Origin of the sequence: Thauera sp. K11 (assembly GCF_002354895.1) — a bacterium.
GTDB lineage: Bacteria > Pseudomonadota > Gammaproteobacteria > Burkholderiales > Rhodocyclaceae > Thauera > Thauera sinica.
The window spans coordinates 2,683,712-2,707,986 of sequence record NZ_CP023439.1; the positions used below are offsets into that span (position 1 = coordinate 2,683,712).

19 protein-coding genes are annotated in these 24,275 nt (G+C 67.5%); 1 reads left to right on the forward strand and 18 read right to left on the reverse strand.

Annotation, left to right across the window (positions count from 1 at the left end):
• Positions 1–5: 5 nt before the first annotated feature.
• The 10 genes from CCZ27_RS24310 to CCZ27_RS11690 all read right to left on the reverse strand — a co-directional run bounded on the left by CCZ27_RS24310 (position 6) and on the right by CCZ27_RS11690 (position 15,976).
• A complete protein-coding gene (locus tag CCZ27_RS24310) occupies positions 6–1,502 on the reverse strand; it encodes a choice-of-anchor I family protein (protein ID WP_096452475.1) in 1,497 nt (498 codons plus the stop codon).
• A gap of 192 nt (positions 1,503–1,694) precedes the next feature.
• A complete protein-coding gene (locus CCZ27_RS11650; RefSeq protein ID WP_096448349.1) occupies positions 1,695–3,659 on the reverse strand; it encodes a bifunctional metallophosphatase/5'-nucleotidase in 1,965 nt (654 codons plus the stop codon).
• A gap of 122 nt (positions 3,660–3,781) precedes the next feature.
• Positions 3,782–4,513, reverse strand: coding sequence for a CAAX prenyl protease-related protein (locus tag CCZ27_RS11655; RefSeq protein WP_096448351.1), 732 nt, complete (start codon positions 4,511–4,513; stop codon positions 3,782–3,784).
• Between the two features lie 19 nt (positions 4,514–4,532).
• The gene (locus CCZ27_RS11660) at positions 4,533–5,063 is read right to left on the reverse strand and encodes a PEP-CTERM sorting domain-containing protein (RefSeq protein WP_096448353.1); all 531 of its coding nucleotides are present in this window, start codon (positions 5,061–5,063) and stop codon (positions 4,533–4,535) included.
• A 17-nt stretch (positions 5,064–5,080) separates the two neighbouring features.
• Positions 5,081–8,068 carry an ExeM/NucH family extracellular endonuclease gene (locus CCZ27_RS11665; protein WP_198363107.1) on the reverse strand — a complete coding sequence of 996 codons (2,988 nt, stop codon included), beginning with the start codon at positions 8,066–8,068 and terminating at the stop codon, positions 5,081–5,083.
• 183 nt (positions 8,069–8,251) lie between these two features.
• Positions 8,252–8,893: a PEP-CTERM sorting domain-containing protein gene (locus CCZ27_RS11670; protein ID WP_096448355.1), complete on the reverse strand. Its 642-nt coding sequence runs from the start codon at positions 8,891–8,893 to the stop codon at positions 8,252–8,254.
• Positions 8,894–8,981: 88 nt separating this feature from the next.
• The gene (locus tag CCZ27_RS11675; protein WP_096452479.1) at positions 8,982–11,024 is read right to left on the reverse strand and encodes a PhoX family protein; all 2,043 of its coding nucleotides are present in this window, start codon (positions 11,022–11,024) and stop codon (positions 8,982–8,984) included.
• Positions 11,025–11,294: 270 nt separating this feature from the next.
• Entirely contained in the window at positions 11,295–12,623 is a 1,329-nt protein-coding gene (locus CCZ27_RS11680) for a TIGR03790 family protein (protein WP_096448357.1), read from the reverse strand.
• Positions 12,623–14,098, reverse strand: a complete 1,476-nt coding sequence (locus tag CCZ27_RS11685) for a mannose-1-phosphate guanylyltransferase/mannose-6-phosphate isomerase (RefSeq protein ID WP_096448359.1) — start codon at positions 14,096–14,098, stop codon at positions 12,623–12,625. Before CCZ27_RS11685 ends, CCZ27_RS11680 begins: the two co-directional genes overlap by 1 nt.
• A 72-nt stretch (positions 14,099–14,170) precedes the next feature.
• Complete coding sequence (locus CCZ27_RS11690; protein ID WP_096448361.1) at positions 14,171–15,976, reverse strand: putative bifunctional diguanylate cyclase/phosphodiesterase; 1,806 nt, start codon at positions 15,974–15,976, stop codon at positions 14,171–14,173.
• Between the two features lie 129 nt (positions 15,977–16,105).
• Between CCZ27_RS11690 and CCZ27_RS11695 the strand changes: the two genes are divergently transcribed.
• A complete protein-coding gene (locus CCZ27_RS11695) occupies positions 16,106–17,185 on the forward strand; it encodes a M23 family metallopeptidase (RefSeq protein ID WP_096448363.1) in 1,080 nt (359 codons plus the stop codon).
• Positions 17,186–17,286: 101 nt separating this feature from the next.
• Here CCZ27_RS11695 and CCZ27_RS11700 read toward each other — a convergent pair whose 3' ends face one another.
• The 8 genes from CCZ27_RS11700 to CCZ27_RS11735 all read right to left on the reverse strand — a co-directional run bounded on the left by CCZ27_RS11700 (position 17,287) and on the right by CCZ27_RS11735 (position 24,270).
• Positions 17,287–17,691: a VanZ family protein gene (locus CCZ27_RS11700; RefSeq protein ID WP_157748555.1), complete on the reverse strand. Its 405-nt coding sequence runs from the start codon at positions 17,689–17,691 to the stop codon at positions 17,287–17,289.
• Entirely contained in the window at positions 17,684–18,787 is a 1,104-nt protein-coding gene (locus CCZ27_RS11705; RefSeq protein WP_096448367.1) for a nucleotidyltransferase family protein, read from the reverse strand. The genes CCZ27_RS11700 and CCZ27_RS11705 overlap by 8 nt, the downstream gene beginning before the upstream one ends.
• Positions 18,788–18,854: 67 nt before the next feature.
• Positions 18,855–20,135, reverse strand: a complete 1,281-nt coding sequence (locus tag CCZ27_RS11710) for a nucleotide sugar dehydrogenase (protein WP_096448369.1) — start codon at positions 20,133–20,135, stop codon at positions 18,855–18,857.
• 241 nt (positions 20,136–20,376) lie between these two features.
• A complete protein-coding gene (locus tag CCZ27_RS11715) occupies positions 20,377–21,453 on the reverse strand; it encodes an acyltransferase family protein (protein WP_096448371.1) in 1,077 nt (358 codons plus the stop codon).
• Between the two features lie 72 nt (positions 21,454–21,525).
• A complete protein-coding gene (locus tag CCZ27_RS11720) occupies positions 21,526–21,987 on the reverse strand; it encodes a GDP-mannose mannosyl hydrolase (RefSeq protein ID WP_096448373.1) in 462 nt (153 codons plus the stop codon).
• A complete protein-coding gene (locus CCZ27_RS11725; protein WP_096448375.1) occupies positions 21,987–22,760 on the reverse strand; it encodes a WecB/TagA/CpsF family glycosyltransferase in 774 nt (257 codons plus the stop codon). The genes CCZ27_RS11720 and CCZ27_RS11725 overlap by 1 nt, the downstream gene beginning before the upstream one ends.
• Positions 22,757–23,923: a glycosyltransferase gene (locus CCZ27_RS11730; protein ID WP_096448377.1), complete on the reverse strand. Its 1,167-nt coding sequence runs from the start codon at positions 23,921–23,923 to the stop codon at positions 22,757–22,759. The genes CCZ27_RS11725 and CCZ27_RS11730 overlap by 4 nt, the downstream gene beginning before the upstream one ends.
• Positions 23,911–24,270, reverse strand: a complete 360-nt coding sequence (locus CCZ27_RS11735; protein ID WP_096448379.1) for a hypothetical protein — start codon at positions 24,268–24,270, stop codon at positions 23,911–23,913. The genes CCZ27_RS11730 and CCZ27_RS11735 overlap by 13 nt, the downstream gene beginning before the upstream one ends.
• Positions 24,271–24,275 lie beyond the last annotated feature (5 nt).

Here is a 24,275-nt window from a genome sequence, read left to right on the forward strand (position 1 = left end):
CGCGCTCAGGCACTCAGGCGGCGGCGCGCCATGAAGCCGATCAGGCCCAGTCCGGCCAGCAGCATCGCGTAGCTCTCGGGCTCGGGCACCGGCGCCAGGGCATAGAGCGAAGTCGTGTTGCTGTTCTCGTTGGCGATCGCCAGGTAGTACATGTTGTTGGCGGCGAAGCCCTTCAGCCCTTCGGGGGCGATGTCGCCGTCGGTGACGATCATGTCGATGAAGCTGGCCGTGGCCGGATCGGTCACGTCGTACACCGCCACCGCGCTCTTGGTGGTGCGCTCGAGGCCGATGAAGGCGAACGTGCGCCCGCCCATGGTCAGCAGTTCCACGCCCTCGGGCTCCACGCCCTTGTCGTCGCTGCGGCCGTCGTCGTAGATGCCGCGGGCGATCGCCTCGGCATCGAGCTGGTTGCCGCTGTCGAAGATGATGTTCCCCGCTTCGTCGCGGATCGAGAACGAGCGCGCGCCGAAGGTGACGAGGTTGCCGGCGGAGGAATCGACCGTCGAGATGTTCAGCCGCGCCAGTTCGGCCGGCGTGCCGGCGATGCCGGAAGCCGAGATGCGGGCCTTGTCCGCCTCGTCCTCGCGGGTGTCGCCCTCGTTGGCCATCACCAGGTAGGTGCGGCCGCCGGCCTCGTAGGCGGCGATGCCGTCGGGCTGGTAGAGGCCGCTCACCGGCACCGGCTGGAGCGCGATCGTGCCGGCGGGGCGGTCGGTGGCGTCGATGGCGTTGGCTGCGTTGTTGAAGTCCTTCACGCCCAGGCCGATCACCTGGGTGAAGCTGTTGGTGCGCAGGTCCAGCACGCCGATGGCGTTGGCTTCCTGCAGCGTCACGTAGGCCGTCGTGCCCGCCGCGTTGACCGCGATGTACTCCGGCTCGAAATCGACGCCGAGGGTCGCCTTGGTGCGGATGTGGCTGCCGCTGGTCGGCACGTTGTCGAAGCCGGCGGTGGCGACCACGCTGCGCGTGTTCATGTCGATGATGCTCACGCTGCCGACGGGATCGAAGGCGTGATAGGCGGTATCGACGCCCTCCACGAAGTTGGGCGTGCCCTCGTTGGCCACCAGCAGGCGCGAACCGTCCGGCGTGAAGGTCACCATGTCGGGCAGCGCGCCGACGGTGAAGGAATTGACCCCGGAGGCCAGCGAGCGGGTGACGGTGTCGAACAGCTTGACCGTGCCGGGCGAGCTGCGGTCGGCGCTCGACTCGAGCGCGAACGCGGCGATGCCGTTGTGGATGGCGACGCTGTTGATCGAGCCGTACTCGCGGGTGTCGATGTGCTGGATCAGGCTGCCGCTGGCGAAGTCGAGCACGTCGACGCCGCTCACGCCGGCGACCCACAGCGAGCTGGTGACGTCGTCGAAAGCGACGATCTCGGCCGCCTGGCCGGAATGCTGGAAGGTCCACACCTTGCCGAGGGCGGAAAGCGGGCCCGCATCAACGGCAGCATGGACGGGGAGCACGGAGGCAGCGAGCGCTGCGGCAAGCAGGGTCTTTTTCACGTCATTTTCCATTCGAACAAGGCCAGCGGGTGGCCGGGAATTCTTTCGTGTCGGGTGCAGGCGCAGCGCCGAGGCCGGACGAGTGTGCCCGGCGCAGGTTGCGGCCTTTGCGACTGCTTCGATGAAGAAAATGGTCCGAACGGCCTATCGGCCGTCCGGACCATTCGTGTCGCAGTTGCCTGGTGGTGAGGATCAGGCGGCGACGGCCTGCTTGCGGCGGCGGTTCATGAAGCCGATCAGACCCAGGCCGGCGAGCAGCATCGCGTAGGTCTCGGGCTCGGGCACGGCCAGCGCCATGTCGACCAGGCGGCCCTGGTAGTCGTACGGGTTCTCGACCCCGTAGCGCGAGGCGAGGATGCGCCCGCCGAGGCCGCCATCCGCTTCCGGCGTGGTGATGAAGTCCAGCAGCGCTTCCTGGTAGGTGACGGTATTGACCGCGTTGTCGAACTCCACGCCGGCCTCCGCGAAGGGATAACCGTCGCCGCCGCCGGCGAGGAAGTCGATGGTGGCGAGCGTCACCTTGCGCTCGGTATTGACCACGACGCCGTCCTTGACCAGCACGGTGCCGTCGTCGAGCACGATGTCGAGCACGCGCGCACCGGCCGCGGCGTTGGTGTCGTAGCGCACCTTCATGCCCGAGATCTGGCCGAACTGGCCGGCGGCGTTGCCGTTCGGCGAAGCGTTCGCCAGGGTGTGCTCCAGCACCTCCTTGAGCTGCGCGCCGCTGACGTTCTGCGCGGTCTTCACCAGGTTGGTGAAGGGCGCCACGTCGAAGGTGTCGCCCGCCGACACGTCGCCCTCGGAGATCGAGTCGCGGATGCCGCCGCCGTTCTGGATCGCGACGTCGGTCTTGCCCGAGAAGCGCAGTGCGTCGGCCATCAGGTTGCCGAGGTTGGTCTCGGAATTGCGCACGCCGACGACGAAGCTGCCCGGCGCGCCGGCCGCACCGCGGTTGCCGTTGAGGTTGACCTCGGAGGTGGCGATGATTTGCGCGTTCAGCCCCTCGATGAAGGTCTGCACCGGCTGCACGACCTGCGCGTTCAGCGTCGCGTCCGGCGTCACCGCATCGTCGCCAATACCGGCCACGCGCAGCATCGAGGCGCTATTGATCACCGGCACGCCGTTGGCGTCGCGCTGGACGAAACCGTTGTCGTCCAGGGTGACGTTGAGTTCGCCAAGATAGCGGTTGCCGAAGTTGGCGGTCACCACCAGGGCGGAATTGCCGTCCGCCATCTGAACCGCGACCGGATGGTTCTTGATCGACGCCGCCTCGGCGCCCGGGATCAGGATGTCGTCGGCCTCGGCCATCAGTTCGTGGCCGCCGCCGGAGATGATGATGTCCGCGCCCCGCAGTTGCGGCACGACGACGTTGATCTCGTTGGAGACGTTCTGCAGGTGGCTCATCAGCACCACCGTGTTGGCGCCCTGGGCGCGCAGCGCGTCGATCTGCGCCTGCACGATGCTGACGGTGGCCTGCAGGTTCTGCGCGGCCGTCGCCCCCGCGACGTTGCCGATCACGCCGACGTCGCCGGGCGAGGAAATCGTCGGCAGCAGCGGCGTCGTCAGGCCGACGATGCCGACCTTGTTGCCGCCGGTCGTGGTGGTGATCATCGACGGCGCCACCGTGCCCGCCGTCACCAGCGAACCGAAGGCGGAGGAGCTGCCGAAGTCGAGGTTGGACGACAGGTAGGTCGTGCCCGACACCTGCGCGAAACGCGCCGCGACGTCGGCGCCGAGGTCGAACTCGTGGTTGCCGAACACCGCGGCATCGAAGCCGATGTAGCGCATCGCGATGGCGTCGTAGAAGTCCTGGCCGCCATCGGCGAACGACGTCGCCAGGTTCTGCAGGCTCGCCGTCAGCCGCGGTCCCGGCAGGAAGGCGTCGCCCGCGTTGAGCGTCAGCACCGAATTGCCGGCCGCGTACGCATCGTTGCGCTGGGTGCCGATCAGCGACGCCAGCCGGTCGATACCGCCGTAGAACGACAGCGCCTGGCTGGCGTCGTCGCGCAGGTTGCCCTGGGCCGACAGCAGCCAGGATTCCTGGTCGCCCACGTGCAGGATGGTGAGGCCCTCGGCGGCAAGGGCGGACGCCGGCAAGGTGACGGCGAAGACAACCGCGGCGGCGAGGCGGTTGATGCGGAAGGAGCGAAGCAGCATGGGGAAGACTCCGAGGGACAGTGGAAACCTGTCGTGCACCTTAGCCACGTCTTGTTATACGACGCCGCGCGCGCGTTAGTCCGTCCGGCGGATTGCCCCGCCTGCCGGGGCTGCCCGCCGCATCACCAGAACTGCCAGTTGCCGGTCGCGATCACCCACAGGCCGAGCACGAGGTTGGTGGTCCCGTGCGCCAGCACCGCCAGCCACAGGCTGCCGCTGCGGCGGTACAGCCAGACGTAGGCGAGGCCGGCAAGCAGGCCGGCGAACCACAGCGTGTGTTCCACGCCGAAGACCAGCGAGCCGAGCAGCGCCGCGCGCAGGCTGATGGCGGCCGGCGCAAGGCTGCGGAAATCGTCGCGGTCGATCCAGCGCGTGATGAAACTGCGCCAGAAAAGCTCTTCCATCAGCGGCACCACCACCGCTGCGCCGAACACCCGCACCGCCAGCCAGCGCAGGTCGGGCGTGCCGTCCGCACCCGCCGGCGGCGGTTCGACGCTCATCCCCAGCGACAGCAGCGGCAGGTCGAGATTGACCCACGCGCCGAACACCGCCAGCCCCAGCGCCACGGCCATCGCCACCCCAGCCGCGGGCAGGCGCCGCCCGCCCGCCGCGCCGCGATGCAGTTCGGCGTAGTGCGGCCACAGCAACACCAGCGCCAGCCCGGTCAGGCCGATCTGCAGCGGATACCACGCGGCATGCAGGATCGACCCGGGGGCCGGCGCCAGCGCCTGGCCGAGCGCCAGCATCGCCATGTAGATCGCGAACGGCAGCGCACGCGCCACCCCCGCGCCGCGCGCGGACGCAAAAAAACCCGCCCCCGGAGGGGCGGGCAACCTGAAAAAGCCGATCTTCATCGAAGCGGCATTCCGCCCGTCAGGCGTTGTGCCCCGCGGAAAGGCGGCGGCGGGCCACGCCGGCCAGCAGGCCGAGGCCGGCCAGCAGCATGGCGTAGGTCTCGGGTTCCGGCACCGGCGCCTGCACGAACTGCAGCGAACCGAAGCCGGACAGGCCGACCGAGCTACTGTAGGCGGTATAGGCTTCGGACCGGTCCCCATAGCCCGCGATCAGCGAGAACCACGGCTCGCCGGACTCGACGCTGTAGCTGACCCCGAGGAACTGTCCGTCGTAATACACAGCTTCAGCCGGCGCCACCGCATCGGCCAGCGTGTAGGTCTGGCCGAGCAGCGTGATGGTGAACACATCCAGCGATGCCCATTCGTCGCCCGTGCCGGTCACGCCGGCATCGTCGAAGCTCAGGCTGCCGGAGTAGCTCTCGCCGATGTACTGGCCAAAATCGAAGCTGCCGGAAAAGTCCCAGTTCTGCTGCGCGGCCTGCGCCGGCGCCATCGAAGCCAGCATGCCAGCAGCCAGCGCGGTAAACAGTGCGTGTTTCATCTTCATCATCTTCTCCCTATTCCTGATTACAGACCCAGATCGCGTGCGGCGTCGATCTGCGCCGCGGTGACGCCGCGCAGCGTGACCAGTGCGCGCGCCGGCGCGGGACCGGTGCCATCGGCATCGATCTGCACGCTGACGCCGCCGCTCACATTGACCAGGCGGACATTGCCGGCCGCCCAGGCGCTGGCAGGTGCGATGCCCAGGCTGGCGAGCAGTTCGTCGAGCAAGAGGCGGTCGGTACCCGGCACGAAATCGGTGATCGTGTCGGTGCCATCGAGCACGCTGCGATAGACGAAGACATCGGCGCCGGCACCGCCGGTCAGCGTATCCGGACCCGCGCCGCCGGTGATCACGTCGTCGCCGGCGGTGCCGGTCAGCGTGTCGCGGCCGGCGGTACCTGCGATGGTCTTCACCAGCGACAGGCCGATCACCACCGGATCGTGATCCGAAGACCGGTAAGCCGTGGGCGCATACAGATCCTGCGGCTTGTACTCGGTGTTGTAGTCGATCACGGACGGTTCGTCGGTGTTGATGTGCCAGAGGGTCAAGCCGCTCACCCGCGCCGCCAGCGACTGCGTCGCGATCGCGTGGTCGAGCTGGCCGTTCTCGCCGTCGAAGGTGTAGCTGTAACGCAGCCCTTCGCTTTCCGACAGATCGACCAGACCCGCCCCGGTCAGCGCGTTGATCGGGTCTTCCTTGCCGTAGGCATTGAGATCGCCGATCACCAGCACGCCGGCGCCGGTGGACGTTTCCAGTTGCTTCACGAAGCCGTGCAGCGCATCGGCCTGCTGCACGCGCAGCGCGTTCCAGCAGCTCTGGCCGTCGCCCAGGTCGGCATTCGCGCCGGAGGCAGTGCCGCAGGACTTGGACTTGAAGTGGTTCACCACCACGCTGAACTTCTCGCCGTTGGCGGCGGCGAAGGTCTGCGCCAGCGGCGGCCGGTTGTGGACGGAGTCGGTGTCGCTCAGCGCGCCGCCGACCAGCGACACGCGCGACGGCTTGTAGATCATGGCGACGCGGATGGCATCGGTGCCGCTGCCACCGGCCGGGACTCCGACCGCAGCGTACAGCGCAGACCCGACCGCCTGGTTCAGCGCATTGACCAGATTCTGCACCGCAACCTGGCCGTTGTTCTCGATTTCCATCAGGCCGATGACGTCCGCATCGACGGCGCGCAGCGCGGCGACGATCTTGTCCCGCTGACGCGTGAATTCGACCGCGCTGTCGGCGCCGCGGCAGTCGCTGCGCGTGCCCGACGGATAGCAGGACGAGCCCGCCTGGTCGATGGTGGTGAAGTAGTTCAACACGTTGAAGCTGGCCACCTTCACGTTGCCGCCGACCGGCTCCGGCGCGGCCGTGCGCGGATGGCTGCGCTCGAACACCGGCGTCACCGTCGGGTGGATCTTGTAGTCGCGCAGCGCGTCGGCCGCGGTGTCCGTGGTGACCGGGCCATGGTCGATCACGCCGGTGATCGTCTGCACCGTGTCACCGCCGCGCAGCGTGTTGTTGGCGCCGATGAAGGGGATGGGATTCGGGTTCTGCGAGCTCGAACCGTCGTCCAGCAGGATGCGGCGGCGCGCGTTGTCGTCGCGCAGCGCGAGCACTTCGGCCGAGCCGGCAGGATAGCGGTTGGTCGGCACTTCCAGCGCGCCGCCGGCAGCCAGCGTCACCTGGCCGTAGCGACCGAGGAAATAGGTCTGCGACACGGTGAGCGGCGTCACGATGCGCACCAGCATGCCTTCGTAGCGCTCCAGATCGCCTTCGACCGCTTCCGGCAGCTCGATGTCGGTGGGCTGCGGCGGGTTGGTGACGCCCAGCACCTGCACCGTCGGCGACGTCAGTTCGGTCACCGTGTAGTACTCGGTGACGGTCGCCGTCACGCGCAGGCGCTGGCCGACCGTAGCCGACACCGACGGCGCATAGACGAAGATGCCGTCCGACGTGGTCACGTCACCGTCGCCGTCCTCGTCCTGCATGTAGAAGCCGGACAGGCCGGGGAACACCGCGCTCACCACGCCTTCGGTGGTGACCGTCTGGCCGGCGTACGGACTCACCGTGCCGCTGCCCTGGATGGCCGGAATACGGGTGATCCCCGCCGCCGCGCTGACCGTGACGTTCACCGTGCAATTGGCGGTCTGCGCGTCGTCGTTGGCGAACTGCAGGCCGATCGCGTAGTTGCCGACCGCGGTGCTCGCGGCCACGCTGAGCAGCGCCGACGCGCTGTCGCCGTCGGCCGCCGCCGGGGTCAGCGCGCCCAGCGTGATGCCGGTGGGCAGGCTGCTGGTCGCGCTCAGCCAATTGACGCGGCTGTCGGTATCGCTGGCCGACACGGTCACGCTGCCCGCCTCGCCCTGCGTCACGCCCAGCGCCGGGCAAACGGGAACGATGAGCCCGTTGAGGGTACCGCCGTCCAGCGTGTGGCTGCCGAGGCCGTCGAAGGTGTTCGTGGGGTAGCCCACCCATTCCACCGCCGGATCGAAGGCATCGTTCGGGTTGGTATCGCCCGTCGTCACCGTGGGCTTGCGGCGCAGCGTGTTGTCCGCGGTGCTGGTCAGGCCGGTGCCCCACTCGGTGCTCGGATTGGCGGCGATCTTGCCGATCGAATCCACTACCTGCCCGGCCTTCACCAGCACGACGGTATCGTTGCCGTTGAACCAGCTCGAACCTTCGATCTTCGCGGCCACCGCTTGCAGTTCAGCACTGGCGTTGGTGGGGACGATGACGTAGGTTGCACCCGGCGCGACGGTGCCGGTCAGGTTGATCGTCAACCCCACCGAGGTGTTGGCGTTGAAGTACATACGCAGCGCGTACTGGCCGGCGGCGAGGTCGATGTTCGCGCCGGTGCCGTTGAAGAGTTCGATCGCCTTGTTGTTGCCCGAACCTTCGACATACTCGGAGATCAGCAGATCGGTCGGAGCGGCGTGCGCAGCGCCCAGGGTGGCGCCGAGGAGGCCGGCGGTGAGCAACGCGCGGCTGAGCGCGCCGATTGCGGGAATCTTGCGAAACGACATCGGGTGGGTCTCCGGGAAAGGCATCGGGATGCAGGAAGGGCTGCAACGGGAGATGCCAAGCTACCGGGGACGGGTTACGCGGTTCCGTGCCGGCCTTGATCCGAACGGCTCAGCGGCGCGGAAGAACGGTGCCCCGGGCCGCGGCGCGGCCAGGGGCACCCGGGGCGTACAGCGCGGGACTTCTTAATTGCGCGACCTGCGGCGCGCGACGAAGCCGAGCATGCCCAGGCCCGCCAGCAGCATCGCGTAGGACTCGGGTTCCGGCACCGACGCGGCGAAGGTCAGGTCGTCGGCGACCAGGCCGATGCCGCCGAACGCGATCGAGCGGATGTCGGCCGTGGCACGGCTGATGCCGAAGAAGCGGCCGTCGTTGAAGCTCCCCGCGTCGGTATCGATCGTGATGAAGTGCGTCTCGAGGATGCGGCCGTTCGCACCGTAGGCGGCGATCAGGATCGGTCCGCCGTTGAAGCTGTTGAGGAAGGCCCCGGCAGCGCGCGTCAGCGCCGTGTCGAAGGTGAAATGCAGCAGGCCGAAACCGACGGAGTCCGGCGACCCGGTGCCGGCGAAGCGATCGCCGCCATCGTCGTACCAGATGCCATTGCTGCCGAGGTCGGCAATGGAGGCACCCAGCACCGATTCGGTCCCGGTGAAGGTCACGCCCGGCGCGACGGTGACCGGCCCGGTGGTGATCAGGCCGTCGAAATCGTCGAAGGTCGCGACGACGGCATGGCCGAACGACGAGGCGTCGTTCACGATCGCGGCCTGGGCGGGCACCGCCATGACAGCCGTCAGTGCGGCAGCGGCAAGAAGGGATTTGAAGTTCATGATGGTCCTGTACTGATGATGATGAGGTTGGGGTTGGGGTTGGGGTTGGGGATCTGGCGAGGAAAAGGGAGTCCGCCCCGCCGGCGGGTCAGGTGCCGATCACGCCGCCGTCGTCCTTGGTGACGACGACGACGCTCGAACGCGGTTTGGATGCCCCGGCCGCACTCGCGGTGGTCGGGCCGTTGATGCCACTGTCGGGCCAGGTGGAGTTGGCGGTGAAGCTGCCGCTCCAGTCCTCGCCCGGGTGCTGGATGCCGACGAACAGCGTGCGGCCGTCGGGGGTGGTGGTGATGCCGGTCACCTCGCAGTGGCGCGGCGAGGTCAGGAAGCGGCGCGTCTCGCCGGTCGCCGGGTCGGCGCACATCATCACGTTGCCGCCGATGTTGGCCCAGTCGCCCTGCGCATCGCCGGCCTGGTCGGTCTGGATCCACAGGCGGCCGTCGGCGTCGAACCACAGGCCGTCGGGCGCGCCGTAGTCGTCGCCGTTGATGTTGCCCTGCAGGTGCGGCTGCGGATTGAGGCTGTCGCCGCACTCGGCGAAGATGTCCCAGCCGAAGGTCAGGGCGCCGACGTCGCCGCCGGTGTCGCGCCAGCGGATGATGTGGCCGTAGCGGTTGTCGCGGCGCGGGTTGGCGGCATCGACCGGCGGACGGGCGCTGGCGGCGGTGGTGGTGCCGTCGGCGCCGTTCGACGACGCCGGCGTGGTGCCGCGGCGGTTGTTGTTGGTCAGGGTCAGATAGACCTCGCGGGTGGCCGGATGGGAGGCGACCCACTCGGGGCGGTCCATCATCGTGGCGCCGAGGCGGTCGGCCGCCTGGCGGCACTTGATCAGCACCTCGCCCTGGTTGGCGAAGCCGTTCTCCGGCGTCAGGCCGTTCTGGCCCCACACCAGCGGCAGCCAGCGGCCGGAACCGTCGGCCTCGAAGCGGGCGACGTAGAGCGTGCCGTGATCGAGGATGTCGCGGTTGGCCGCGCGGTTCTTCGGATCGAAGCGCTTGGACGAGACGAACTTGTAGACGTACTCGTTGCGCTCGTCGTCGCCCATGTAGACCGCGACCTTGTTGTCCGCCCCGACGACCACGCCAGCGCTCTCGTGCTTGAAGCGGCCCAGCGCGGTGCGCTTGACCGGCACGCTCTTCGGGTTCCACGGATCGATCTCGACCACCCAGCCGAAGCGGTTCTGCTCGTTCGGGTTGGCGCGCAGGTCGAAGCGCGCGTCGGCCTCGTGCCAGCGGTAGCCGAAGCCGGCGGCGGCCATGCCGTAGCGGCGCTCGTGGTCGGTCAGCGGCTGGGCGGCGAGCGCGTCGGCGGCGGCGCCGAAGTAGCCGTTGAAGTTCTCCTCACAGGTGAGGTAGGTCCCCCACGGCGTATGGCCGTTGGCACAGTTGTTCAGCGTGCCCAGCACGCGGGTGCCGGCCGGGTCGGCGGCGGTGCGCAGCAGCACGTGGCCGGCGGCCGGGCCGCCGACCTCGCACGGCGTCTTGCCGGTGATGCGGCGGTTGAAGGCCGACGGACGGCGCACCTGGAACGCGCCGTTGCTGTCCTGCACCTCCACCACGCTGATGCCGTGCGCGGCGAGCTGGGTGTCGACGCGATCGGGGGTCATCGCATCGGTGCCGTAGGTGGTGGTCGCGTGCACCAGGCCCGGATCGACGTACTCGTGGTTGGCCACCAGCAGGCCGCGGGTGTTGCCCACTCCGCCCACGCCCGTGCTCGGGAAGGGGAAGTAGTGCATGCCGTCGGTGTGCGCGCCGTAGGTGTGCAGTTGCACCGCCTCCGTCATCGGCAGGGCCGGGTCCCAGTGCGGGGCGCCGGTCAGCGAGTCGCCCCACGAGACCAGCACGCGCGCGGCGTAGCCCGGCGGCACGGTGATGGCGTCGGTCATCGGCGCGATGTTGGCGGCGACGGGACTGAAGCCGATGCCGCCGATCGGCGAAGGCGCGGCCTGCGCGAAATTGGTGAGACCGTCGGCGATCGCCGAGCCACCGAGCGCGGCGATCGTGGTGGCGCCGAAGGAACCCTTCAGGAAGCCGCGGCGCGAAAGTTTGCGCTGCTCGATCAGGTCGTTGATCGACGCATTGGCCGACGGGTTGATCGTTTCGTCGTTGTCGGGGTGGAAGGGGATGGACATCGGATCTCCTTTGAACTCGTTCATGCACCGCGAATATCCCGGACAGGTTCCATCCGGCGTTGCCGCGGACCCCCCTTATACGGGCGCATCATGTCTTCCTCCCTACGGCATTACCGCACGAACTTAGTCCGATCGGACCACAACATGTATTCCGAATGCATCAACAAAGGACTAATTCCCAGGTGCGGCACGGTAATCCGGGCCGTGGCATGCGCGCGACGACACATTGCCCTTCACGGGAAAAATTTCACGAAACAGCGACGATGAGCATCACCGCGGCATGGAATCGGCGACCAGCGCCGCGCGGTAGAATGCGTCCCCGAGATGCCGCAACACGACCTGGTTGCGACCGGGTTTGAGGGGGATGACGGGGCTCGCGGGGCGGTACGGACCGACCGCCGACGGCGCCCCGAAGAGCACCAGATGCCCCTTGGAGGGAGCGTTCAGCGTCACCCGCAAGGCGTCGTCGCCGAGCGCGGTGGCGATGGGCGCGAACGGCCGCGCGAGGGGGTCGCCGATGAACACGCCTTCCCCCGGCCAGGCCACGCTGCGCCAGTAGGCTTCCAGCGCGGTCGCGCCCGCCAGGTAGTGCGACATGGCGACGGCCGGCGCGGGAAACTTCTGCGGATGCGAGCAGGGTTCCACCACCGTCCCGTAGCTTGCCGAGGCGCCGGCGGCCAGCCAGGCGAGCGCGCTCATCTGGCTGCTCCCTTCCAGCACGCCGCCGAAAGAGGTCAGGTGGTCGGCCAGCGCCCCGGGCAGCAGCCGCGGGCGCCTGTCCTCGCCCGCCGCGCCGTCGATCTCGGCGACGCGCGGCGTGCCGGTGAAATAGAACATCGCGTCGCGGCGCCGGCCAATGCCTTCGCCTTCGATCACGCGCACCGGCAGGCGTTCGCCCAGCGCCTCGGCGGTGGCACCGAAGTACACGGCGCGCGTGTTCCGCGCCGGATCCCCGGTGCGCACGAGGTAGGCGGTGCCGACCGGGTGGGCACCCTCCGCCGCCGCGCCACGGTCGATCATGCGCCGCGCCTCGCCCGGCGAGGAGGCCGCCAGCAGCATCGCGGGCCGCACGCCGGTGTCGTCGTAGGGCGTCGCCGTCCACCGGTCGAACAGCGGATTCGGCCGTGTCGGCGCGCATTGCGAGGACGAACAGAAAGCCGGATCGAAGCCGAACGCGAAGGCGCTCGTCACCGACATGCAATCGACCCGCCACGGCCGCGTCCACGCCAGCGCGTAGGCTTGCACCGACGCCGGCAGCGCCGCCTCGACCTGCGCGCGGATGCGTTCGAATTCGGCACGCGGCAGGTTGGGGCCGGGCTCGAAGGCGACGCGGACGATGTTCCGCTCCGGAATCTTCCGCACGGCGGCGTAGTAGCGCCCGACCTCGACCGAATACGGGTCCTGCTGGTTGATCACCAGCGCGAGCTCACCCGCGCCCAGCGCGCCCTGCGAAAAGCTCAGGTGTGGCGCGGCGGGCGCCGAACGGACCGGCCCGGCAGCCAGCGCGAGCAGCAGCAGGACGCGGAGCAGCGGCCGCGACAGGCACCTTCCGGCACGGCGCGGTCTGCCGTTCCGGACGAGGGGCCGGGCTGCGGGCATCAGGCGGTGCGGTTCCCGTGCGGCGCGGCCGGCGCCCGCCCGTAGGTATCCTCGAAGCGCACGATGTCGTCCTCTCCGAGGTAGGCGCCCGACTGCACCTCGATGATCTCGAGCGGCACCTTGCCGGGATTGGCCAGGCGGTGGGTGTGGCCCAGCGGGATGTAGGTGGATTCGTTCTCGGCCAGCAGGAACACGCTGTCGCCGTTGGTGACCTCGGCCGTGCCCTTCACGACGATCCAGTGCTCGGCGCGATGGTGGTGCATCTGCAGGCTCAGCGTCGCGCCCGGGTTCACCACGATGCGCTTGACCTGGAAGCGCTCGCCGTGGTCGATCGAGTCGTACCAGCCCCACGGCCGGTACACCTTGCGATGGCTCCGGGTCAGGCTGCGGCCCTCGGCCTTGAGCCGCGCCACCACCTTCTTCACGTCCTGCGTGCGGCTGCCGTGCGCCACCATCACCGCATCGGACGTCTCGACCACGACCATGTTCTCGCAGCCCACCGCCGCCACCAGCCGGTGGTTGGCGTACACCAGGGTGTTGCGGCTGCCTTCGAAGAGCGCCTCGCCGCGGCCGACGTTGCCGTCCTCGTCCTTGCCGGACACCGCCCACAGCGCATCCCAGGCGCCCACGTCGGACCAGCCGGCCGACAGCGGCACCACCACGCCCTGCCCCAGTTCGGGCGCCGAGCCCAGCTTTTCCATCACCGCGTAATCGATCGAATCCGCCGGGCAGTCCTCGAACGCGGCGCCGCCGACGCGGGTGAAGTCCGCGTCGGCCCTGCGCGCATCGAACGCCGCCCGGCAGGCGGCGGCGATGTCGGGCCGGAAGTGCGCCAGCGCGCGCAGCCAGACCGACCCTTTCATCATGAAGATGCCGCTGTTCCAGAAATACTCGCCGCTTTTCACGTAGCGCTCGGCGAATTCGGCGTCCGGCTTCTCGACGAACTGCGCCAGCCCGCGCGCCGTCGTTGCCCCCGCCACTTCGGCGCCGGTGCGGATGTAGCCGTAGCCGGTCTCCGGCCTGTCGGGCACGATGCCGAAGGTCACCAGGCTGCCGCGCCCGGCCAGCGCCGCGCCCTCGGCGATCGCGCGCTGGAAGGCCGGCAGGTCGGCGATCACGTGGTCGGCCGGCATCACCAGCAGCACCGGGTCGTCGCCCTCCGCGGTCGCCGCCAGCGCCGCGAGCGCGAGCGCGGGCGCGGTGTTGCGCCCCACCGGCTCGAGCACGATGCGCGCCGACCGCACGCCGGCCTGGCGCAGTTGCTCGGCGATGATGAAGCGGTATTCCTCGTTGCTCACCACCAGCGGTTCCGGATCGACCGCACCCGCAGCGAAGCCGTCGAGGCGCACCGCCGTCTCCTGCAGCAGCGAGCGTTCGCTCGTCAGCGGCAGCAACTGCTTGGGATAGGTCTCGCGCGACGCGGGCCACAGCCGCGTGCCCGAGCCGCCGGAAAGGATCACGGTCCTGATCGTCATGTTCGGTTCAACCCTGGGAAGAATCTGGATCGGCGTTGGCGGAGCGGGTGCGATTCAGGCCGCACGGCACGCTCATGCGGCGGGCGCGACGGCCCTGCCCACGTTGCGGTTCGCCAGCCATCTGGCGAAGCTGCGGGGCTCCAGCGGCGTCGAATACAGGTAGCCCTGCGCCTGCGAGCAGCGCATGCCCTTCAGCACCGCGGCCTCCGAGAGCGTTTCCACCCCCTCGGCGATGACGCCCAGCGCCAGGCTCTCGCCCAGGGCCACGATCGCCTGCGCGATCGACTGGTTGATCGGCGTGCGCTCGATGTTGCGCACGAAGGACTGGTCGATCTTCAGGCAGTCGATCGGGAAACGGCGCAGGTAGCTCAGGCAGGAGAAGCCGGTGCCGAAGTCGTCGATGGCCAGGCGCACGCCGAGCGACTTGATCGCATTGAGCGTGTCGAGCACGTCCTCGACATCGCGCATCAGGATGCTCTCGGTCAGCTCGAGTTCGAGGAACTCGCCGGACACGCCGTGCTCGGCCAGCAGCGTCTCGATGAAGCGCGCGAAGTTCGCCTGCCGGAACTGCAGCGCCGAGATGTTCACCGACACCCGGAACAGCGGCAGTCCCTGGTCGTGCCATTCGCGCACCTGCGCCAGCGCCTTGCGCAGCACGCACTCGCCGATCTGCACGATCAGGCCGCTTTCCTCCGCCACCGGGATGAAGTGCATCGGCGACACCAGGCCGCGCTCCGGATGGCGCCAGCGCACCAGGGCCTCCGCGCCGCGGAGCTGTCCCGTCGCCAGATCCACCTGCGGCTGGAAGTGGAGGACGAACTCGTCGCGCTCGAGGGCGCGCCGCATGTCGTTCTCCAGCGAGATGCTCTCCGGGTTGAAGGTCAGCATCTTCGGCGTGTAGCTGCGGAAGCTGTTGCGCCCCGAAGCCTTCGATTCGTACATCGCCGCATCGGCCTTCACCATCAGCGAGCGCAACTGGCCGTCGTCGCGCGGATAGATCGCGCTGCCGATGCTGACGGTCACGAACAGCGAATGCCCGCCGACCTCGAAGGGCTCGCGCATCGAGCCGAGGATGCGGTGTGCGAGCACGTCGACCTGCATCGGGTCGCTCAGGCGCTCCATCACGATCACGAACTCGTCGCCCGCGAGCCGGGCCAGCGTGTCCATCTGGCGGACGCACCCCCGCAGGCGGCCGACGATGAGGCGCAGCACCTCGTCGCCCGCGCTGTGGCCCATCGAATCGTTGATGTGCTTGAAGCGGTCGACATCGATGAACAGCAGCCCCACCTGCAGGCCGGTGCGGTCGGCCATCCGGCATGCCAGCTCCAGGCGGTCCGCAAGCAGCGCGCGGTTCGGTATCCCCGTCAGCGCGTCGTAGTGCGCGAGGCGGTAGAGCTGTTCCTGCTTGCGCTGGGTGATGACGTTCAGCAGGTCGCGGCCGTTGGCGACGCCCCGGTAACGCCCGGCGCGGCACACGATGAAGCCGGCGACCATGTGCTGCATGCCGGCGGAGATGATCATCTGCGCGCCGTCCTCGACCGTGCAGTCTTCTTCCACCACCAGCGGCGGGCTGCGCCGGTAGTGCCCGTAGGCGAGCAGATCGGCCACGCTGCGGCGCCCGAACACGTCGGAGCCGAACGGCTTGGTGAAGAACTCGACGAAGGAGGTCCGCTCGATCAGCGCGGCGGGGCGTCCATCGTCCTCGATGATGGGCAGCGCATAGAGTTCGACGTCGGCCAGGAAGCGCTCGAGTATCGTGGCGCACTTCTCGCGCATCCGCACCGGCTCTATCGTGCGCAGCAGGTGCCGCATCGTGGCAGGCTCCAGCCATTGCCCGTCGGCACCCAGGCTCAATCTGTATTCGGTCAGTCTTTCCATCGTCGAAGAGCCTGCACAGGGACGTCAGCCGGCCGCCGCCAGCGGAGAAACCGCGTCAACGCTTTGCCTTAAGGCAAAGGTAATAAATCGTTGTTACAAACAGGTTCATCCCATCACGACGCCCTTCCCTTGAAAGCCCGTCTCGCCGTCCTCGCGGCCGGCACCGCCCTTGCCGCGCACGGCCATTGCGTCGCCGCCGACGCCTACCCGTTCTCGATCGAAACCGAACGCACCGGCGAGGGTTTCCGCCTCGTGGCCCGCAACCTCGGCCCCGTGCCCGTCTCGGCCAGGATCACGCTGACCGGCGCGGCGCAACTCGACACCGATCGCCCCTTTCCGCTCCACGTCGTCGTTCCGCCAGGCAGCGGGACCCTGCCCCTCGCCCGGATCCGGCCGGCAGGCCGCGGCGTACGGCAGACCCTGCGCACCGAGTACGCCTGGATACCGGGCGACTTCAACGCCGTCCATGCACCCGGAGCCCGTTACCGGCTCCCCTTCCGGCATGGCCTGTCGTTCCGCATCGGCCAGGCGCCGGGCGGTCCGATCACCACCCATCATGGGGCGGACAGCCGCCATGCGGTGGACATCCCCATGCCGGAGGGCACCACCATCGTCGCCGCACGCAGCGGCATCGTGATCCACACCGAAGCCGGCCACTTCACCGGCGGGCAGCGCGCGGACATGCTCGACAAGGCCAACGCCGTCCGCATCCTGCACGACGACGCCACCATCGCCACCTACGCCCACCTCGCCCCGGGAGGCGTCCTCGTCAGCCCCGGCCAGCGCGTGGCCGAGGGCCAGCCCATCGGCCTCTCGGGCTCGACCGGCTACTCCTCCGGCCCCCATCTGCACCTCGTCGTGCAGGCCGTCCGGCGCACCGCCGCGGGCTTCGAGATGGTCTCGCTGCCGTTCCGCTTCTATACTGGCAACCCGCCGGTCGTCTTCGAGCCGGAATTCGGCAAGATGGTCAAGGCGGACTACGGCACGGCCACCGCACCGGCCGCACCCCTCGCCGGGCAGGGCCTGCCGGTGCCCGTCCCGCCGGCCTTGCCGCCTGCCGCACCCGCTCCGCTCGCCACACCGATCCCCCGCGACGTTCCGCTGTTCCCGCAATCGCCGGGCGGCTGGACCTGGCTCGCCGGCGCCGCGGCGGCCGTGCTGCCGCTGCTCCTGTTCGCGCTGTCCCGACGGCCCCGTCGCCGACGCTGACGGCTGCGGCCGGGGAGGCAGCGGCCACGCTTCGATGGACGGCGAAACGACCGGCACCGAAGCCCCCGCCTTTACGGCGGCCCGCAGCGCTGCCGACATCGTCAGCCGCGGCGTGCCAGGAGCCTGGCGCCCCACCCCATCCGCTCGCAGGCCGCGGCCAGCACGAACGCAAGGGCGACGCCGGCCACGTTCGCCTGGATGTCGGCGAGGCTGAACGTCCGCGCCGGCTGCAGGAAATGCTGGAGCCATTCCGTGAGCGGGGCCAGCGCGAGCAGCGCGCCCCACAGCCAGACGCCGCCCACCCGCGTCAGCGCAACGCGGGCCGACACGCAGAAGGCGGCGAAGGCGACCACATGCAGCAGCTTGTCGGACTCGACCGCCGCCCCCGCATAGAGCTGCGGCGGCGGTTCGGGGCGGAACAGGCCATAGGCCAGCGCCGCACCGCAGCCGAGAAAGAGCGCCCAGCGCCAGGCACGGGACGCGGCCGGCATGCTCGCGTCAGGCACGCGCATCGCCCCAGCGCAGGTCGCTCGTATCGTCGCCCACGTAGAGGGTTTCGCCGCTGCGGTCCACGCAGTACTGCGGCGACAGGATCTTTTCGCTGAACATCTGGCCCTCCGCCACCCGCGTGTACTCGAACAGCACGCTGCGCTCCACGCGCGAGCCCGCGCGCAGATGGCTGCCGTGGCCGATCCAGGTGGGACCGATCACCGACACGCCGGGCTCGATCCTCACCCCCGAGCCGATGTACGCCGGCCCCACGACGTGCACGCTGTCCCACGCGACCGACGTGTTCAGCCCCACCCACACGCCGGGCTTCACCTGCGTGCCGGGCATCGACATCTGCGCCACCTCGCCGCGCATCACCCGCTGCAGCACCGCCCAGTAGTCGGTCAGGCGGCCGATGTCGATCCAGTTGAAGTGATGGCTCTGCGCGAAGAAGGGTGCCGCGCGCTCCACCAGCATCGGGAAGAGTTCGCTGCCGATGTCGAATTCGCGCCCCGACGGAATCAGGTCGATCACCTCCGGCTCGAACAGGTAGATGCCGGTGCTGGCGAGCGTGGACTTCGCCTCCTCCGGCCTGGGCTTCTCCTGGAAGGAGCGCACCCGGCCGATCTCGTCGGTCACCACCACGCCGTAGCTCTGCACCTGCTCGCGCGGCACCTCCAGCGTCACCACCGTGGCGATGGCGCCCTTGGCGCGGTGCTCGCCCAGCGCCGCGCCGATGTCGAGATCCACCAGCGCGTCGCCACACATCACCAGCGTCGTCTCGTCGAAGAAGCCGCCGAAATCCTGGATCTTGCGCATCCCGCCGGCCGAACCCAGCGGCCGCGGCACGATGTCGCCGTGGTCGCGCACCCCCTCGTACGAGTAGCCGATCTCCACGCCCCAGCGGCGGCCGTCGCCGAAGTAGTGCTCGATGCGGCCGTGGTTGTAGGCGAGGTTGATCATGATCTGGCGGATGCCGTGCCGCGCCAGGTGCTCGATCAGGTACGCCAGCACCGGCTTGCCCAGGATGGGCACCATCGGCTTGGGCATGTTCTTCGTCAGCGGCCGAACCCGCGTTCCCTGGCCCGCGGCCAGGATCATTCCCTTTGCCATGGATGCCTCCTGGCCGAATTGGTGGAAAGCCCTGCCCCCTCCGGCCCGAAAACCGGGGCCGTCACCATCAGAGCCTCCAGACCCTGATGCCGGCCGACTCCAGCGCCCGCCGGTCGAAAGTGGCCTTCACATCGACGAAGCAGCCACCCTTGATCAACTTGCGGCCGAACTCTTCGGCATCCAGTTCGAGGAAGTGACGATGCGACACCGCGGCGACGATCGCGTCGGCACGGGGAAGATCCTCCCAGCCAAGAAGCCGGACGCCGTACTCGTGCATGGCCTCCTCCGGATCGGCATAGGGGTCGTGTACGAACACCTCGACCCCGAAACTCTCGAGCTCCCGGATCACATCGGCGACCTTGCTGTTGCGAAGGTCGGCGCAATTCTCCTTGAAGGTCAGGCCGAGCACATTCACCCGCGCGCCCTTCACGTAGCTCCCCGCGGCGATCATGTTCTTCACCGTCTGCTCGGCCACGTATTTCGCCATGCCGTCGTTGATGCGGCGCCCGGCGAGAATCACCTGCGGGTGATAGCCCAGCATCTCCGCCTTGTGCGTGAGGTAGTAGGGATCGACGCCGATGCAATGCCCACCCACCAGACCCGGGCTGAACTTCAGGAAGTTCCACTTGGTGCCGGCCGCCTGCAGCACTTCGCTGGTGTCGATCCCGATCCGGTCGAAGAGGATCGCCAGCTCGTTCATCAGCGCAATGTTGAGGTCCCGCTGGGTGTTCTCGATCACCTTGGCCGCCTCGGCAGCCTTGATCGACGAGGCGCGATAGACGCCGGGCTCGATGATGCGCTCGTAGAGCGCCGCCACCTTTTCCAGGGTCTCGGGCGTGTCGCCGGAGACCACCTTCAGGATCTTCGTCAGGGTGTGTTCCCGGTCGCCCGGGTTGATCCGCTCGGGCGAATAGCCCACGAAGAAGTCCTCTTTCCACTTCATGCCCGACTCCTGCTCGAGCACGGGGATGCAGATATCCTCCGTCGCCCCCGGGTACACCGTCGACTCGTACACGACGATGGCGCCGCGCTTCATGTGCCGCCCGGCACTCCGGCTGGCGCCGACCAGCGGCGTGAAGTCCGGCTGGTGCGCGTCATCCACCGGCGTCGGCACCGCCACGACGATCACGTCCGCCTCGGCCAGCTTCGAAGGATCGGCCGTGTACTCGGCGAACTTCGCCGCAGCCATCTCGGCATCCGAAAGCTCGCGCGACGGGTCGATGCCGCGGCGGCAGGACTCGACCTTCGGCGCTGAAATGTCGAAACCGATGGTTCGAACCGTTTTCGAGAACTCGACCACCAACGGAAGGCCCACGTATCCAAGGCCAATCACCGCGACAACGTTCATTGCTCAAACCTCAAAACGAGAAATAAATGGATGGCACGTCCGCTGCAAGGCCGGGAGCGGCCTCTTGCAGCAGTTCGGGGAGTAAGCGGCGGCTGGACACCCGCCGGCGCAGTCACCCTCGACCCGGGACGCGATGCCGTCATCCTCGACCATATTGATGCTGAAAACACACGGTGATCGGTCGCATGCCTCAACAGGCAAAGCGATATCGCACCGGACGGCCTGACAAGGCTTCAGATTGTCATGCTCCTTTGAGCTTATTCACATAGTAATTAACCCCCGACAGACAGGTCCTTATCAGACTTCGTATCGTTGGCTCGACATATTTGGCGCATAAATATGAAAAAATCGCCAGCCCGGCAATTGGAATGAGGGGCAGAATAAATCGCGGAATATCGCCAATAATGCCGCCAAGCTTGACAATAGAGGCAATCATTGCATTCTCATGCAAGAGATAGAGTGGATAACTTATAAATCCGAAAAACTGGACAACCTTGCCATTCAGTATTCCCTGCAACCATTGACAACCGAAAGAGAACACAAAAAGAGCCGACACGGCCAGCGCCGCGATTGTTATTTCGGCATTCCCAAACCTCAACAAGACGGAGCTACATACAGCAAAACAACATGCTACAACAATCCATTTAGTATTGCCCGTCCTGGTAAAAACATATACAGAAGCACCGGCCGCGAACCATCCAAAATGATCAATGGATGTGACCTGGGATATTTTTGACAACAGATTTGCAGCGGGCCATTGAGTTATCGAACTAAGACCATGGGAGAGAATACCAATTAACGACAACCCAAAAAGCGCGATCACCAGCCTCGTTCGCCCGAGCAGGAAATATATCGATCCGGCTACGATATAGAACTTGAACTCCACATAAAGGGACCAGAACGCACCCTCTAATGGGTTAATCGAAATTCCGACCAAATTATTTATCCATGACGGTTCGATAAAAAGCATCCCCGGCAGCAGACTCACCAGGGTTGGATTTCCAGCAGGCCGCTCATGAAACAGATTGGCCGTTAGAAAAATGGTCAGCGAGCAAAAAAACATTGCAGGAAAAAGCCGCAGCCACCGCTTGAAAACGAACTCCTTGATATCCTTGCAATTCTCGAGGGTCAGCAATATGACAAATCCGGAAATCAGGAAAAAAAGCTGCACTCCCAAAAAACCGAACTTAAAGAGCAAGAATTCATATTGATTCCCATAAGGAACGATATCTGGCCACCGTGCGTATGCATGGAATAGAACCACCATTAATATTGCCACGCCGCGGAGGCCATCCAGGAAGGCTATGCGATGCTTCATTTGATATCAGTCAAACGCCAATTTTCTGCGTCAATCATCATGAATCTTTGAGATCTTTGCGTGCCAACAAAACTATCGCCCAAGGAAGTAAGCCTTCGAATAGGCATGCACGTCATCCCGTGCCAACAGCTCGGGCACGCTCAGCCACATCATGTCGTCGTGCTGGTCGTCGGGCACGATCTCCGGCGTGCCCCACTCCAGGTGAAGCACGTGCGGCAGCACCACGTAGTGCGTGCTCACATCCGCGACGCCGGCAAAGTTGTCGTCGTAGAAATGCTCGTATGCACCCGCCGGCGTCCAGCCCTGCAGCGGCACCGCCGGCCCCAGCTCGCGCCGCACGATGCGCGCCAGCGCATCGGCAAGGCGTTCGCCCTTCAACACCCGCCCGCCCGGCACGAACCAGAAACCCGCCGCCGGCCGGTTCAACCTGCGCCCGAGCAGAACCCGCCCCTCCGGGTCGTGCAGCAGCAGATCGATGGACACCAGCGGCATCGCATCCACCAGCCCGACGAAACGCTTGCTGTCGAACTGCATCACGCCCTCCGCAAGATCAGTTGCCGCACTGCGCCCAGCACGAACAGCGTGTTCGTCACCAGGTAGCGCCTCCACAGCCGGCGCGGCTCGCTCGCCAGCCGGTGCAGCCACTCCAGCCCGTTCTTCTGCATCCACAGCGGCGCACGCACGACCACGCCGGCATGGTAGTCGAAGGCCGCGCCGACGCCGATCATCACTGCGTGGATGCGGCCGCGATGCGCCGCCATCCACATTTCCTGCTTCGGGCAACCCAGCCCGACCCACACCGTGCCGGCACCCGAGGCATTGATCGCCTCGACCACCGCCTCGTCCTCCTCGGCGGTCAGCGCCCGGAACGGCGGCGAATATGCGCCCGCGATGCGCAGGCCGGGAAAGTGCTCGACCAGCACGGTGCGCAGCACCTCCAGGGTTTCGGGCGTGCTGCCATACAGATAGACGGATTCGTTGCGTCCGGCCGCCAGCCTGCAGTAACGCAGCATCAGGTCCGGCCCGTTGATGCGCTGCTGGGCATGGCCCTGACGGCGCAGCATCCACGCCACTGGCGCCCCGTCAGGCGTGGCCATGTCGGCCTCGCGCACCACCTTGCCGAAGGCGGCATCCTGTCCGGCCGTCACCACCGAATGAACGTTGATGATGCACACGTAGCGGCTCTCGCGCGCGTCCGCCCAGCGCTGGATGCGCAACAACGCGTCCTCCCACGACACCACGTCGATCGGGGCTGCCAGCACCGGCGCCATGACGCGCCCAATGTCCGCCCGTAATTGCCCGCTCATGCTGCCAACCTCGATTTGTTGTTTTCGTCGATTGCGTCCCGGTAAATCCCCATCAACTGGGCGTAGTTCCGGTCCGCGGTGAATTTGGCCTCATACAGCGCTCGGGCCTTGCGGCCCATCTCCGCCATCTGCTGCGGATGTGCCTGTGCCCACGTCATCCGCTCCGCCAGTTCGCGCGCATTGCCGGGCTCGAACAGCAAGCCGGTCTCGCCATCCTCGACGAGTTCGGCCAACGCCCCGAGCCGGCTCGCGATCACCGGCAGGCCGCAGGCATAGGCTTCGACCAGGGTGCGCGGGAAGTTCTCGTACCAGATGCTGGGCAGCACCAGCGCCAGCGCCCGGTTCATCTCGGCACGCACGCTGTCGCCATCCAGCGCGCCAAGCGCGGCGACACCCGCGATGCCGTCCAGGCAGGACGCCTCCGGTCCGCTGCCCGCCACGCGCAGCGCCACATCGGGCACGCGCCGCGCCGCCTCGGCCAGCGTGGTGACCCCCTTTTCGGCCGACAGCCGGCCGACGAAGAGCAGGCCCGCGCGCTCCCCGTCCGCCGACACCGGAAAGTCCACGAAATTCGGCTTGACCACGATGCGTTCGGCCGGCAATCCGCCGGCCACGAACTTCGCCCGGCAGAACTCGTTGAGCGCGATATAGCGGCTGACTTTGTTCCGCCAGGTGCCGGCTGCCCGGTGCACGGCGAGCATTCCCGCCAGCGCCGCCGACGCCGGCCGCGAGCCGCGATAGCAGGCGCGCACCACCCCGCGCCACGGCAGGCGCCCGATGCAGTCCTCGCACACCTTGCCTTCGCGCAAAAAAAGTGCCCCGGGGCACAGCAGGCGGAAGTTGTGCAGCGTCTGCACCACCGGCACCCGCAACCGATACGCCACCCAATAGATCGCCGGTGAAATCAGCGGAAAGGTATTGTGCACGTGCACCACGTCGGGCCGGAAGCTGCGCAGCGCCAGATCGAAGTCACGCGCGACCGACGCCGACCAGGTGGTGTTCAGCGCCGCGCCGATCCGCGACATCCCCTCTATTGCGTCGTTATGCCGCAAGAACATCTCCACCGTCTGCCCGCGGCTGGTGAGCAGCGCAGCCTCGGCCTCCATGACCGAGTCCTCCCCGCCCCGGAGCCGATACGCGTTGTGGACGATCAGGATGCGCATACCGCCTCACGCCGCTGTATCGATCCCAGACTTCTGCAGCACGAAAAACAGCGCGCTCGGACGATGATGCGACCGCTCTGGCCGATGACCGGTTCGAGCCCGCCGCCATATGCCGAACTAATGTCCGGCATATGGCCGAACCGGCGGGCCGGCAAGCCGGAATAGCCGTGCATCCGGTTCAGCACGTGGGAGGCGTACCGGCCCCCGCCGATGTGGTTCGGGTCGAGATGGTCTTCCGCCACTCCGGCAAACCAGGCGTCGTTCTGCTCCGGCATGAAGTCGTCGTCGTACAGCCTCTCACCCGGGAAGCAGGAGGGCATCACATCGGCACGCACGTCTGAAGCCATCTCCC

Coding starts and splice junctions, on each gene's coding strand:
- CCZ27_RS11650 (WP_096448349.1), bottom strand. CDS start 3,659: ATGCTGCTTCGCTCCTTCCGCATCAACCGCCTCGCCGCCGCGGTTGTC.
- CCZ27_RS11655 (WP_096448351.1), bottom strand. CDS start 4,513: ATGAAGATCGGCTTTTTCAGGTTGCCCGCCCCTCCGGGGGCGGGTTTT.
- CCZ27_RS11660 (WP_096448353.1), bottom strand. CDS start 5,063: ATGATGAAGATGAAACACGCACTGTTTACCGCGCTGGCTGCTGGCATG.
- CCZ27_RS11665 (WP_198363107.1), bottom strand. CDS start 8,068: ATGTCGTTTCGCAAGATTCCCGCAATCGGCGCGCTCAGCCGCGCGTTG.
- CCZ27_RS11670 (WP_096448355.1), bottom strand. CDS start 8,893: ATGAACTTCAAATCCCTTCTTGCCGCTGCCGCACTGACGGCTGTCATG.
- CCZ27_RS11675 (WP_096452479.1), bottom strand. CDS start 11,024: ATGTCCATCCCCTTCCACCCCGACAACGACGAAACGATCAACCCGTCG.
- CCZ27_RS11680 (WP_096448357.1), bottom strand. CDS start 12,623: ATGCCCGCAGCCCGGCCCCTCGTCCGGAACGGCAGACCGCGCCGTGCC.
- CCZ27_RS11685 (WP_096448359.1), bottom strand. CDS start 14,098: ATGACGATCAGGACCGTGATCCTTTCCGGCGGCTCGGGCACGCGGCTG.
- CCZ27_RS11690 (WP_096448361.1), bottom strand. CDS start 15,976: ATGGAAAGACTGACCGAATACAGATTGAGCCTGGGTGCCGACGGGCAA.
- CCZ27_RS11705 (WP_096448367.1), bottom strand. CDS start 18,787: ATGGCAAAGGGAATGATCCTGGCCGCGGGCCAGGGAACGCGGGTTCGG.
- CCZ27_RS11710 (WP_096448369.1), bottom strand. CDS start 20,135: ATGAACGTTGTCGCGGTGATTGGCCTTGGATACGTGGGCCTTCCGTTG.
- CCZ27_RS11715 (WP_096448371.1), bottom strand. CDS start 21,453: ATGAAGCATCGCATAGCCTTCCTGGATGGCCTCCGCGGCGTGGCAATA.
- CCZ27_RS11720 (WP_096448373.1), bottom strand. CDS start 21,987: ATGCAGTTCGACAGCAAGCGTTTCGTCGGGCTGGTGGATGCGATGCCG.
- CCZ27_RS11725 (WP_096448375.1), bottom strand. CDS start 22,760: ATGAGCGGGCAATTACGGGCGGACATTGGGCGCGTCATGGCGCCGGTG.
- CCZ27_RS11730 (WP_096448377.1), bottom strand. CDS start 23,923: ATGCGCATCCTGATCGTCCACAACGCGTATCGGCTCCGGGGCGGGGAG.
- CCZ27_RS11735 (WP_096448379.1), bottom strand. CDS start 24,270: ATGGCTTCAGACGTGCGTGCCGATGTGATGCCCTCCTGCTTCCCGGGT.